This is a genomic window from Brevundimonas sp. UBA2503 (assembly GCF_002341485.1).
In the GTDB taxonomy this organism is placed as follows: domain Bacteria; phylum Pseudomonadota; class Alphaproteobacteria; order Caulobacterales; family Caulobacteraceae; genus Brevundimonas; species Brevundimonas halotolerans.
The window spans coordinates 27,393-39,522 of sequence record NZ_DDOD01000010.1 but is presented as its reverse complement, the minus strand read 5'-3'; the positions used below and the strand labels follow the sequence as shown (position 1 = coordinate 39,522).

At 66.7% G+C, this 12,130-nt stretch carries 14 protein-coding genes and 1 pseudogene; 10 read left to right on the top strand and 5 right to left on the bottom strand.

Features of this window, described 5'->3' with window-relative positions:
* Positions 1–562 precede the first annotated feature (562 nt).
* Both B4K74_RS04910 and B4K74_RS04905 read left to right on the top strand, forming a co-directional pair.
* A complete protein-coding gene (locus tag B4K74_RS04910) occupies positions 563–1,327 on the top strand; it encodes a hypothetical protein (RefSeq protein ID WP_286692001.1) in 765 nt (254 codons plus the stop codon).
* 52 nt (positions 1,328–1,379) lie between these two features.
* Positions 1,380–2,147 (top strand): hypothetical protein, encoded by a 768-nt coding sequence (locus B4K74_RS04905; protein WP_286692000.1) that lies wholly within the window; start codon positions 1,380–1,382, stop codon positions 2,145–2,147.
* Here B4K74_RS04905 and hutH read toward each other — a convergent pair.
* Genes hutH through hutU form a run of 3 tightly spaced genes read right to left on the bottom strand, consistent with a single transcriptional unit; the run spans position 2,144 to position 6,247 of the window.
* Complete coding sequence (gene hutH / locus B4K74_RS04900; RefSeq protein ID WP_286691999.1) at positions 2,144–3,670, bottom strand: histidine ammonia-lyase; 1,527 nt, start codon at positions 3,668–3,670, stop codon at positions 2,144–2,146. The genes B4K74_RS04905 and hutH overlap by 4 nt on opposite strands.
* The gene (locus B4K74_RS04895; protein WP_286691998.1) at positions 3,667–4,539 is read right to left on the bottom strand and encodes a bile acid:sodium symporter family protein; all 873 of its coding nucleotides are present in this window, start codon (positions 4,537–4,539) and stop codon (positions 3,667–3,669) included. The genes hutH and B4K74_RS04895 overlap by 4 nt, the downstream gene beginning before the upstream one ends.
* A gap of 37 nt (positions 4,540–4,576) precedes the next feature.
* On the bottom strand, positions 4,577–6,247 hold the full coding sequence (gene hutU, locus B4K74_RS04890; RefSeq protein WP_286691997.1) for a urocanate hydratase: 1,671 nt from the start codon (positions 6,245–6,247) through the stop codon (positions 4,577–4,579).
* 24 nt (positions 6,248–6,271) lie between these two features.
* Here hutU and B4K74_RS04885 point away from each other — a divergent pair, with 24 nt between their 5' ends.
* Both B4K74_RS04885 and hutI read left to right on the top strand, forming a co-directional pair.
* Positions 6,272–7,165: an arginase family protein gene (locus B4K74_RS04885; RefSeq protein WP_286691996.1), complete on the top strand. Its 894-nt coding sequence runs from the start codon at positions 6,272–6,274 to the stop codon at positions 7,163–7,165.
* Positions 7,162–8,367: an imidazolonepropionase gene (gene hutI / locus B4K74_RS04880; RefSeq protein WP_286691995.1), complete on the top strand. Its 1,206-nt coding sequence runs from the start codon at positions 7,162–7,164 to the stop codon at positions 8,365–8,367. Before B4K74_RS04885 ends, hutI begins: the two co-directional genes overlap by 4 nt.
* Before the next feature lie 9 nt (positions 8,368–8,376).
* Here the strand turns inward: hutI and rnhA are convergent, their stop codons facing one another.
* Positions 8,377–8,826 carry a ribonuclease HI gene (gene rnhA / locus B4K74_RS04875; RefSeq protein ID WP_286691994.1) on the bottom strand — a complete coding sequence of 150 codons (450 nt, stop codon included), beginning with the start codon at positions 8,824–8,826 and terminating at the stop codon, positions 8,377–8,379.
* Between the two features lie 80 nt (positions 8,827–8,906).
* On the opposite strand from rnhA, the gene B4K74_RS04870 reads away from it, so the two are divergent.
* From B4K74_RS04870 to B4K74_RS04845, 6 genes are all read left to right on the top strand, one after another.
* Positions 8,907–9,134 carry an AbrB/MazE/SpoVT family DNA-binding domain-containing protein gene (locus tag B4K74_RS04870; protein WP_123286615.1) on the top strand — a complete coding sequence of 76 codons (228 nt, stop codon included), beginning with the start codon at positions 8,907–8,909 and terminating at the stop codon, positions 9,132–9,134.
* Positions 9,131–9,526, top strand: coding sequence for a type II toxin-antitoxin system death-on-curing family toxin (locus B4K74_RS04865; RefSeq protein WP_123286614.1), 396 nt, complete (start codon positions 9,131–9,133; stop codon positions 9,524–9,526). Before B4K74_RS04870 ends, B4K74_RS04865 begins: the two co-directional genes overlap by 4 nt.
* A 94-nt stretch (positions 9,527–9,620) precedes the next feature.
* Complete coding sequence (locus tag B4K74_RS04860) at positions 9,621–9,827, top strand: twin-arginine translocase TatA/TatE family subunit (protein ID WP_123286613.1); 207 nt, start codon at positions 9,621–9,623, stop codon at positions 9,825–9,827.
* A 29-nt stretch (positions 9,828–9,856) separates the two neighbouring features.
* The gene (gene tatB, locus B4K74_RS04855; RefSeq protein ID WP_286691993.1) at positions 9,857–10,357 is read left to right on the top strand and encodes a Sec-independent protein translocase protein TatB; all 501 of its coding nucleotides are present in this window, start codon (positions 9,857–9,859) and stop codon (positions 10,355–10,357) included.
* Positions 10,354–11,241, top strand: coding sequence for a twin-arginine translocase subunit TatC (tatC, locus tag B4K74_RS04850; protein ID WP_286691992.1), 888 nt, complete (start codon positions 10,354–10,356; stop codon positions 11,239–11,241). Before tatB ends, tatC begins: the two co-directional genes overlap by 4 nt.
* Before the next feature lie 58 nt (positions 11,242–11,299).
* The gene (locus B4K74_RS04845; protein ID WP_286691991.1) at positions 11,300–11,539 is read left to right on the top strand and encodes a hypothetical protein; all 240 of its coding nucleotides are present in this window, start codon (positions 11,300–11,302) and stop codon (positions 11,537–11,539) included.
* A gap of 69 nt (positions 11,540–11,608) precedes the next feature.
* Here the strand turns inward: B4K74_RS04845 and glnA are convergent.
* Positions 11,609–12,130 (bottom strand): annotated as a pseudogene (gene glnA, locus B4K74_RS04840) (glutamine synthetase); the annotation flags it as partial.

Genomic DNA, 12,130 nt, shown 5'->3' with positions numbered 1-12,130 from the left:
TTCCCAACCCTTTCAACGCCCCCACCGTTTCTCTTACCGTTCTTCCCGACCAGGTGCAGCGGTGTGCCACCCTCTGCCCGTCTCCGTCGCAGGAGAGGCGCCTCGGGACCCAGGCACTGAAGCGGCGGCGGGGGCCGGTCGAGCGGGACTGCCCGGGGCGAAACCCCGGGGTCCGGGGCGTTTCTGGACGCCTCGCCCGTCGCGGGCCGAGAGACTGGGACCTGCTGTCGAACCGGGACAGGCGAAGTCGGGCGCACAAGCATCCGGGTGCCCGACCCCCGGCGGAAGAGACAGTCCCCCCAGGCGCTCGCGTGAACCGACCGGGGCGGCGCCAGGCTACGGGGCCGAAAATCACACACGCTCCCTGACGGCGAAAGCACGGGAGCATACGGTTCCGGGCCCCCGGCCCATGCGCCGCCCGCCTCTCCATATCCTCTGCCCCCCGGGCGAGAGGGGCTTTGGCGTTCCCGCTCTCGTCGCCAACCCGCGTCACGTCAGACTCTGTCAGAAGCCTTGCTGCAGCTTCGGGTCTAGGGTGCCGCACACATCTGGAGGGACTCCCATGCTCGCACGCTTCGTTACCGCCACGGCCGTTGGCCTCGCGCTTGTCGCCGCCGCCGGCACCGCCTCGGCCCAGACCCGGATCGCCGTCGGCGAACAGTCCGGCTCAACCCTCAATGCCCAGTCGCCCAAACTGGCGGACGGCAGTTCCTATGAGTGCTGGGTGGTCGAGACCAATGGTCAGCCGATCACCATCGACCTGATGAGCGGCTTCTTCGATACCTTTCTGGTAGTCGGCACGGGCCGGGACTGCGGGGACAATATGACCGCGCTCGCCGCCGATGACGACAGCGGCGACAACACCAATGCCCGGCTCAGCGGCACCTTCAACGAACCCCGCCTGCTGATCCGCGCCAACGCCTTCAACGCGGGTGAAGGTGGCAACTACTGGGTCAAGGTCACCGCCGGGGTGGTCGAGTCCGAGACCGCGCAAGGATCGATGGATGCCCTGCCGGAAGTCGAGAATGAATGGGGCACGGACGCCTATGTCTGCGCCGGCGCCTACCGCGCCATGGGGGAGCTGCGCCAGTATCTGACCCGCTACGGCAATGTCGGCTCGATCGACTATGCCGACCGCAATCGTCGGGTCTCGTCTCGTCTGTCCCCTGCCCAGGAAGGCTCGGCCGACTTCATGTCCAGCGCCTTTGTGCTCAGCACGCTCAACGGCTTCATCGATAATCTGCCCCAGCAGGTTTCGGACTATCTGACCGCCGTGGCGGACTGCGACCGGGCCAATGGCTTCACACCGGTAACGCGGTTCCGCTAAGCTTCCTCAGTGTTTAACCGGGGGCGTGTCGCCCCGACAGGAGTCCATGTTCATGTCCCCGAAAATTTTGGTCCGCACGGGCGCTGTGGCCGCGACGGCCCTGATGGCGGCCCTGGCCGTCTCGACGACGGCCTCGGCCCAGACCGCGATCCGCCTCGGCGAGCCGGTCAGAGGCACGCTGAGCGCCAGCGATCCCGTCATGGAGGTCGATGGCAGCAACTATGACTGCTACATCGTCTCGACCCGGGCGGGGCAGTCCTATGCCATTGATCTGACGTCCAGCGACTTTGACACCTTCATCGGGATGGGGCCAGGTCGGGCCTGCCAGCCGCCGGTGGAGCAGACCAATGACGACATCAGCGAGGACAACACCAATTCGCGCCTGATCTTCACCTCTTCGGGCGGCGACTATTTCATCCTCGCCAACAGCTACGCGGCAGGCGCGACCGGCGCCTACCGCCTGATCGTCACGGAGCGCGGCACCACCACGTCAGCCGCCCAGGTCCCGAATCTGACCCGGCCGCGAGAGGCGGACGACCGCTACGACTTCGACCTGACCTGCGCGGCCTTCGGCACTCTCGGCATGATCGAGCTGATGCAGCAGGAAATGAGTGATGCAGAGCTGCAAAAGCTCCTCTCGGACAACTACACCCTGCTGACGAATGCCGAACAGTCCGGCGCGGCCCTCGGCAAGTCCTCGGACGATGTGAACAACGAGATCGCCGAGCTGGCGGCCGGGCTCATTCAGGATCCCGACGCCATGGCCCAGCTGCCGCCGGTGCCCACCCGCGCCGCCTGCCTCGGCGCCTCCGGCCTTTAGGCCGAGGGCAACAGGCCCGGCACGATGTCGCGATAGCGACCGGCGGTCACTCCGTCGGTCGCCCGCGCGATGTCGGGCGCGAAATAGTGGTCGGACGCATATTCCGGCGCGGCTTCCCGCACGATCGCCCAGGCCCGCTCCAGCGCAGGCGACGACGTGAGCGGGCGGTGGAAGTCCAGACCCTGGGCCCCCGCCAGCAGCTCGATCCCGACCACGGTCGCCGTATTCTGCGCCATGTCGAGCAGCCGCCGCGCCCCATGCGTCGCCATGGACACATGGTCCTCCTGATTGGCGCTGGTCGGCACGGTATCGACACTGGCCGGATGGGCGACCATCCGGTTCTCGGCCACCAGGGCGGCGGCCGTCACCTGGGCGATCATGAAGCCCGAGTTCAGCCCCGACTCCCGCACCAGAAACGCGGGCAGGCCGCTCATCTTCGGGTCCACCAGAATGGAGGTGCGCCGCTCGGACAGATTGCCGATCTCGCACAGGGCCATGGCCAGCTGGTCTGCGGCAAACGCCACCGGCTCGGCGTGGAAGTTCCCGCCCGAGATGACGTCGCCCTCCTCGACGAATACCAGCGGATTGTCGGTCACCGCATTGGCCTCGCATTCCAGTACCGTCGCCGACGACCGCATCAGGTCCAGGATCGCCCCCATCACCTGCGGCTGACAGCGCAGCGAATAGGGGTCCTGCACCTTGGAGCAATCCGTCCGGTGGCTGTCGCGGATCGCCGACCCCGCCATCAGATCGCGCAGGGTCTCGGCTACCGCAATCTGCCCCGGCTGGCCGCGCAGGGCGTGGATGCGGGCATCGAACGGCGCGTCCGACCCCTTCAGCGCGTCGACCGACATCGCTCCCGCCACCAGGGCGGCGGCAAAGGCGTCTTCGGTCGCGAACAGACCGGTCAGGGCCAGGGCCGTCGAACACTGGGTCCCGTTCAGCAGGGCCAGACCCTCCTTGGGCCCCAGCGTCAGGGGCTGAAGCCCCGCCGTGGCCAGCGCTTCGGTGGCGGCCATCCGCTCGCCCTTCACCCGGGCCTCACCGACCCCCAGCAACAGGCAGCTCATATGCGCCAGCGGGGCCAGATCGCCCGATGCTCCGACCGATCCCTTGGACGGCACACAGGGCAGAACCTCGGCGTCCAGCAGGGCGATCAGCATCTCCAGCGTCTCGCGCCGGATGCCCGAGGCCCCGCGCGACAGGCTGGCGACCTTCAGCACCATCATCAGCCGCACGACCCGGTCTTCCAGATCGGGACCCACCCCACAGGCATGGCTCAGCACCAGATTGCGCTGCAGCGTCTCCAGATCCTCCGGCTTGATCGAGGTATTGGCCAGCAGACCAAACCCCGTGTTCACGCCGTACACCGTGCGGCCCTCGGCCACGATGGCGGCCACCGTCGCTGCACCCCGGTCTACCGCCTTCCACGCCGCATCGGTCAGCGACAGCCGTACAGGGCCGTCCAGCACGGCGCGAAGCTGGGCGAGCGTCAGGGGGGATTGTCCGAGGGTCAGGGTCATGCGCTCCCCTTATCCTCCCGTGCGGGACCTCGTCGACTCACCCACAGCCCGAACAGGGCCGCGATCGGGAACATCAGCACGCCGTACACGGCCGCCGGCAACGACATATCCGGCCGGCCGAGCACGCCCTGGGCAATGACGATGGCGAGGGTGGCGTTGTGAATCCCGACCTCAAAGGCGCTGGCCACGGCCCGTGGCTTCTCGATCTTCATCAGGCGCGGCACGACATAGCCGACCGTCAGGCTGAGCACGCAGAAGACGGTAGAGATACCGCCCAGCAGCAGGAAGTTGGCGGCCAGCAGGTCGAAACTGCTCGCCACCGATCCGGCGATGACCAGCACCAGAATGGCGACCGAGGCGATGCGGACGGGCTTGTCCATGGCCGAAGCGAACCCGGGGCTCAGCCTGCGCACGGTCATCCCCAGCGCCACGGGGACGAGGACGATCAGGAAGACCTCCAGCGTCTTGGCGAACTGCAGACCCACGCTCAGGTCACCCGGCTGGAAATACGCAATGGCCAGATTGGTCAGGATCGGCAGGGTGACGACAGCGATGACCGAGTTGATCGCGGTCAGCGAGATGTTCAGCGCCACATCGCCCCGGAACAGATGGCTGTAAAGGTTGGCCGTCGTGCCCCCCGGCGAGGCTGCCAGCAGCATCATCCCGACCGCTAGGATCGGCGGCAGCCGGAACAGCAACACCAGCGCAAAGCAGATCGCCGGCAGCAGCAGCAACTGACAGGCCAGGGCGACCGCAGCGGCCTTCGGCTGTTTCGCCACACGGGCAAAGTCGGCGGGCGTCAGGTCCAGCCCGAGGCCGAACATGATGATCCCGAGGGCGAGGGGCAGGGCGACGGCGGCGAATTCCATGCGGGGTCCTCAGGGGGCGAAGGTCGTCGGGGTCAGGTCAGCGCAGGCTTGGCAGGTTCAGCCCGTTCTTACGAGCGGCGTCTTTCGCGATCTCATACCCGGCATCGGCGTGGCGCATGACGCCGCTCGCCGGGTCGTTCCACAGCACACGCTCCAGCCGCCTCGCCGCTTCCGGCGTGCCGTCGGCGACGATCACGACGCCCGAATGCTGGGAATAGCCCATGCCGACCCCGCCGCCGTGGTGCAGCGACACCCAGCTGGCGCCCGAGGCCGTGTTCAGCAGGGCGTTCAGCAACGGCCAGTCCGACACGGCGTCCGAGCCGTCCAGCATGGCCTCGGTCTCGCGGTTGGGACTGGCGACCGAGCCCGAGTCCAGATGATCGCGCCCGATCACGACGGGGGCCTTCAGCTCGCCCGAGGCCACCATATCGTTGAACATCAGGCCCGCCCGGTGCCGGTCGCCCAGCCCGATCCAGCAGATCCGCGCTGGCAGGCCCTGAAAGGCGATCCGCTCGCCCGCCATGTCCAGCCAGCGGTGCAGGCCGGCATTGTCCGGGAACAGCCGCTTCATCGCCCGGTCGGTCTTGAAGATGTCCTCCGGATCGCCCGACAGCGCCGCCCAACGGAACGGCCCGATGCCCCGGCAGAACAGGGGGCGGATATAGGCGGGCACAAAGCCGGGGAAGGCAAAGGCGTCCTCGACCCCTTCGTCCAGCGCCACCTGCCGGATGTTGTTGCCGTAGTCGGTGGTCGGGATCCCCATCCGCTGGAAGTCCAGCATGGCCTTCACATGGTCGACGATGGAGGCCTTGGCTGCGGTCCTGACCGCCTCCGGATCGGACTGGCGGCGGTCTTCCCACTGGGCCACCGTCCAGCCCTTGGGCAGATAGCCGTTGACCAGATCGTGGGCGCTGGTCTGGTCGGTGACCAGATCGGGGCGCACCCCGCGCCGCACCAGTTCGGGCAGCACATCGGCCGCATTGCCCAGCAGACCGACCGAGACCGGCTTGCCCGATGCCTTCGCCGCCTCGATCCTCGACAGGGCGTCGTCCAGATCCTCGGCCATGACGTCAAGGTAGCGGGTCTTCAGCCGCATCTCGATCCGGCTGGCCTGGCATTCGACGGCGAGGCACGACGCCCCCGCCATGGTCGCCGCCAGCGGCTGGGCGCCGCCCATGCCCCCCAGCCCGGCAGTCAGGATCCACTTGCCGGACCAGTCGCCGCCATAGTGCTGCCGGCCAGCCTCCATGAAGGTCTCATAGGTCCCCTGAACGATGCCCTGGGTGCCGATGTAGATCCACGACCCGGCCGTCATCTGGCCGTACATCATCAGCCCCTTGCGATCGAGTTCGTCAAAATGCTCCCAGGTCGCCCATTTCGGCACCAGATTGGAGTTGGCGATCAGCACGCGCGGCGCATCGGCATGGGTGCGGAACACCCCGACCGGCTTGCCCGACTGCACCAGCAGGGTCTCGTCCGGGGCCAGGGCATCCAGGGTCTCGACGATCCTGTCGAAGGACGCCCAGTCGCGCGCCGCCTTGCCGATCCCGCCATAGACGACCAGATCCTGCGGACGCTCGGCAACCTCGGGGTCAAGGTTGTTCATCAGCATGCGTTTGGCGGCTTCGGCGGCCCAGGTGGCGGCGGTCTTTTCCGGACCGCGCGGGCTACGAATGATGCGGGTGTTCGAGATCGGTTGAGTCGTCATGATCCCGTCTCTACGTTCCCCTCCATGACGATGGAAGACTCAGAGGCCCTGGGCTGGCGGTCGGTCGCCGATCTGATCGGCGATCACCCGGATGCGGCGGTGGCCCTGATCGGGGCGCCGCTCAACGAACGCTCGCTGACACCGGGACGGTGCGACGTCGGCCCGCGCGCCTTTCGCGCCGTCCTGCCGCGCTTTTCCACCTATGACGTCGAGACGGGCCGCACGCTCGAGACGCGGGTCCACGATGCCGGCGATGTGGCGCTAAAGGCCCTCGGGCCCGACGCAGCCTTCCAGCCCTTGCGCGATGCCGTCGCGGCCCAGTCCGGGCGGCGTCTAACCGTCATCATCGGCGGCAACAATGCCGTCACCCGCCCGGGTCTGCACGGCCTCGGCCTCAAGGGCACGGGTCTGCTGACGCTCGATGCCCATTTCGACCTGCGCGACACCGATCAGGGCCTGACCAATGGCAATCCGGTCCAGGCCCTGCTGGACGACGGCATGGACGGCGCCCTGATCAGCCAGATCGGCCTTGCCCCCTTCGCCAATACCAAGCGGGCCCACGACAAGGCGAAGGCGGCCGGCATTTCGGTACGCACGGCGGGCGAGTGCCACCGAACGGGCTTTGCCGAGGTCGTGGCCCAGGAACTGGAGCGGCTCAGCGCGCGGGTGGACCGCATCTATGTCGATGTCGACATCGACGTCATCGACCGCAGCCAGTGGCCGGCCAGCCCCGGCGCCCGCCCGGGCGGGATCGGCGTCCACGCCTTCTTCGAGGCCACGCGGGTCATCGGCGCCTGTCCCAAGGTCCGGGCCGTCGACCTGACCGAATACGATCCGTCGCTTGAGGTCGGGGACTTGGGCTCGCTCACCGCAGGCCGCTGGTTCTGCGAACTGCTGGCCGGGTTCGAGACCCGATGAAGGTCGATCGGCTGATCACCGACTGCCGCCTCGCCACCATGGCCCCCGGCGGCGAGCCCTATGGCGCGATCGAGGACGGCGCCATCCTGATCCGGGACGGACGCATCGTCTGGATCGGCACGCGGGCGGACCTGCCGGAGCATCAGGCCACCGAGGTCGACCGGCTGGACGGCCGCTGGGTCACGCCCGGCCTGATCGACTGCCACACCCATCTGGTATTCGGCGGCGACCGCTCGGGCGAGTATGAGCGCCGCCTGACCGGCGTGCCCTACACCCAGATCGCCCGAGAGGGGGGCGGCATCGCCTCGACCGTCCGCGCCACACGCGCTGCGACTGATGCCGAACTGACGGATAGCGCGCTGGATCGACTGAACGCCCTGACCGACAGCGGCGTCACGACCGTCGAAATCAAGTCCGGCTATGGGTTGAATGCCGAAACCGAGCTGCGCATGCTGCGCGTGGCCAAGGGGCTGGAGTGGGCCGGCGGGGTCCGCGTCCGGACCACCTTCCTCGGCCTGCACGCCATCCCGCCCGAGTTCGCCGACCAGCGTGCGGCCTATGTCGATCTGATGGTCGATCAGATCCTGCCCGCCGCCCAAGCCGAGGGGCTGGTCGATGCGGTCGACGCCTATCTGGAGCCGATCGCCTTCACGACCGAGGAGGTCGCGCGGCTGTTCGACAAGGCGCGACAGCTGGGCCTGCCGGTCAAGCTGCACACCGACCAGCTCAGCGACGGGGGAGGGGCAGCGCTCGCCGCGCGGTATCAGGCCCTGTCCGCCGACCACGTCGAATACATTTCAGATGACGGCGTGGCCGCCATGGCCAAGGCCGGTGTCATCGCCGTCCTGCTGCCCGGCGCCTTCGTCATGCTGGACGAGACGCAACTGCCGCCGGTGCAGGCCTTCCGCGACGCGGGCGTCCCCATGGCGGTGGCGACCGACTGCAATCCCGGCACCTCACCGCTGGCCTCCGTAACGCTGGCCATGGCGCTGGCCTGTATGAAGTTCCGCCTGACGCCAGAGGAGGCGCTTGCGGGAGCCACCCGCCACGCCGCCCAGGCCCTCGGCATCGCCGATCAGGTCGGCACGCTGGCGGTCGGCAAGGCCGCCGATCTGGCGGTCTGGGATGTGACCCGCCCCGCAGAACTGTCCTACTGGCTCGGCAAGCCGCTGCTCAACCGCCGGTATGTCGGCGGCTGCTGAGCGCCTGCCCTAGGCTTTAAGGCCGTCGATGCCCTCATTGGCGAGGGTATCCGCCCGCTCGTTCAGCTCATGGCCTGCGTGACCCTTGACCCAGTGCCACTTCACCTGATGACGCGCCCGGGCCTCGTCCAGACGGCGCCACAGGTCCTCGTTCTTGACCGGCTTCTTGTCGGCTGTCTTCCAGCCACGGGATTTCCACGCGCTGATCCATTTGGTGATGCCGTCCATCACATAGCGGCTGTCGGTGTGCAGATCGACGCGGCAGGGCCGTTTCAGGGCCTCCAGCGCCATGATGGCAGCCGTCATCTCCATGCGGTTGTTGGTGGTGCGGGGTTCGCCCCCCTTCAACTCGCGGCTCTGTCCCGTCCCGGTCTGCAGGATCGCGCCCCAGCCTCCCGGGCCGGGATTGCCCCGACAGGCCCCGTCAGTGTGGATGATGACATGGGAGAGGTCTGACACAGGGGGAGGGCTCAAAAGGGCAGGGGGCTCGTAAGACGTTATAACATCTGTTATACAGGAGGCGCGCAAGGAGACCAGTGATGATCGCAATCAAACTGACCCAGGTCGGCAATTCGGTCGGTGCCGTCTTTCCCAAAGAGGCCTTGAACGAGCTCGGTGTGACCAAGGGCGACACCCTGTATCTGACCAAGGGGCCGGATGGGTCGATGCGTGTCACGGCATATGATGACGAGGTCCGGCGCCAGATTGAACTGGGAGAGCAACTGATGGATCAGAATCGAGACGTCTTCCGCGCCCTGGCAAAATGACAGCCCGCGAGCCGGTCTGGATTCGCAGGGAAGCTCTGGTTTCCTTGCATGACCGCACTCTCGCGCTTCATGGCGGCCCTGCCGGGATACGCGATGAGGGGCTGCTTGAGTCTGCTCTGCAGCGGCCAATCAATCGGTTCCTGTATCAACAGGTAACTGATCTTTCGGTGCTTGCCGGGACCTATGCCGTGGGCATTGCCTCCAATCATCCATTTATCGATGGCAACAAACGCGCGGCCTATCAGGCGCTACTGCTGTTTCTGGCACTGAATGGGCAGCCTCTACAGGCGGATAGCGTGGACGCCACCCTGACCATGCGGGCGGTGGCGGCGGGGCAGATCGACATTGATCCATTGGCTCGGTGGATCAGGGCAAACAGCAGCAAGACCTAACCGGCGCTTGGCGCATGGCCATTACAAGGCCTATATGGGCTGTGATCAAAGATCATCGGCAATCCCGCCGCCCTTCGTGTTGAGACGTGGAATCATGCAGCCCGGCATCTGGCAAATTCTTCTTATCGCTGCTCTGGCCCTCCTGCTGTTCGGGGGACGCGGCAAGATTTCCGGCCTGATGGGCGATGCCGCCAAGGGCATCCGCGCATTCCGCGAAGGCCTGAAGGGTGAAGACGACAAGTCGACCGGTGAGAGCGTTCTGCCCCGCACCGATGCTGAAAAAGAAGATCTGAAGCACTGAACGTCCTTCAGAACGGAAGCGTGTGATCCATGGGTGGTCTGGGTCCCGGCATCGGCGGGCTGGAAATCCTTGTAATCGGTTTGCTGGCCCTGATCGTGGTCGGCCCTAAGGACCTGCCCTTGATGATGCGCAAGGTGGGCCAGTTTCTGGCTCGGGCCCGGGCCATGGCCTCCGAGTTCCGCTCCAGCTTTGACGAAATGGCCCGGCAGGCCGAGTTGGACGAACTGCGCAAGGAGGTCGAGGCCCTGCGAAACGCCCAGGCCGTGCCGCTGGGCGCCGAGGCCGAGGAAGCCTTCCGCGACATCGACAAGAGCCTGAAGGAACCGCTGGCTGTCCCGCCGTCCGTGCCGACGCCGGTTCCGGAGGCGAAGCCAGAAGCTCTTCCGAAGCCTGAAGCGAAAGCGTCCGGGGCCGCCACCAAGCCCAAGGCGGCCCGCAAGCCCCGGGCGAAGGCCGCCAAATCTCCCGCAACGAAGGCGGCCACCCCGACCCGGGCCAGGGTCACCCGCAAGAAGGCGGTGGACCTGTGAGCCGTCCTGATCGCGACGAAGACGAGATCGAATCGTCCCGCGCTCCCTTGATGGATCACCTGATCGAGTTGCGCGGGCGGCTGATGATCTGCGTCGCGGCCTTTATCGTCGGCTTCATCGGCTGTTTCATCGTCGCCGACCCGATCTATGTCTTTCTGGTCCAGCCCTTCGCTGTGGCGGCCCAGTTCCGCGAGGCCGCCGGGCCCGGCGGCAGTGTGTCACCGTTCGACCTGATCCTCGGGACGGCCGGGCTGGTCCCCGTGCCCCGGGGTGACGGCGAGACCGTGAATCTGATCTTCACGGCGCCGCTCGAATTCCTGATCACCAAGATGAAGCTGGCGGCCTTCGGCGCGGTTGTGGTCACATTCCCGGTGCTGGCCTTTCAGGTCTACCGGTTCGTGGCACCCGGCCTCTATCGCAACGAGAAGGGCGCCTTTCTGCCCTTCCTGGTCGCCGCCCCGATGCTGTTCCTGCTCGGCGCGGCGATGGTCTATTACGTCATGCTGCCCTTCGTGATGCTGTTCTCGCTGGGCCAGCAGGTGACCGGCGGCGGTATATCGGCCGAGCTGCTGCCGCGCGTTTCCGACTATCTGAACCTGGTGATGGCCCTGTTGCTGGCCTTTGGCCTCTGCTTCCAGCTTCCGGTGGTCATGACCCTGCTGGGCATGGCCGGGATTGTCAGCTCCAGCGCCCTCGCCAAGGGGCGCAAATACGCCATCGTCGCCATCGCCGTGGTCGCCGCCTTTGTCACGCCGCCGGATCCGCTCAGCCAGATCATGCTGGGGATCCCGCTGGTGCTGCTCTACGAGGTCTCGATCTGGTGTGTGCGGCTGATCGAGATGCGTCGACGCAAGCGTGATGTCGAGGACGGCCTGACCGCCTGACCGGAACCGACGAGAAGTGGGGCCGTTAGTCGTGGACCTTTCACCACAGGAGACGTCCATGTCCCGCCTTACCTTCAGCCTGATGGCTTCCGCGACCCTGATGGCCGGTGCCGTCGCCTGCTCCCCCGCCGAGCCCGAACCGACCCCGGAGCCTGAAACCCGCACGGTCGTCCAGGAAGTGCCGGTCGTCGTAGAGCGTGAAGCGCCGCCCCCGGTCGTGGTCGAACGCGAGGCCGGGGACTCTACCACCGTCCGCGCCGGTCCGGACGGTATCGAGGTCGAAACGACCAACCGCTAGGTCGGTCTCCAGACATGAAAACGGCCCCGGTGATCGCTCGCCGGGGCCGTCGTCAATTCAGCCTGCTGATCAACAGCTGTAGTACATGTCGAACTCGACGGGGTGGGGATGCAGCTGCAGGCGCATCACCTCTTCCATCTTCAGCTCGATATAGCTGTCGATGAAGTCGTCATCCATGACGCCGCCCTTCTTGAGGAAGGCCCGGTCCTTGTCGAGCGCGTCCAGGGCCTCCTTCAGGCTGCCGCAGACCTCGGGGATATTGCCGCGCTCTTCCGGCGGCAGGTCGTAGAGGTTCTTGTCGGCCGGGGCGCCCGGATCGATGCGGTTCTCGATACCGTCGAGGCCCGCCATCAGCAGGGCGGTGAAGGTCAGATAGGGGTTGCCCATCGGATCGGGGAAGCGGGCTTCGATACGCTTGGCCTTGGGCGAGCTGACCCACGGAATACGGATCGAGGCCGAGCGGTTGCGGGCCGAATAGGCCAGCTTGACCGGGGCTTCATAGCCCGGGACCAGGCGCTTGTAGCTGTTGGTCGTCGAGTTGGCGAAGGCGTTGATGGCCTTGGCGTGCTTGATGATGCCGCCGATGTACCA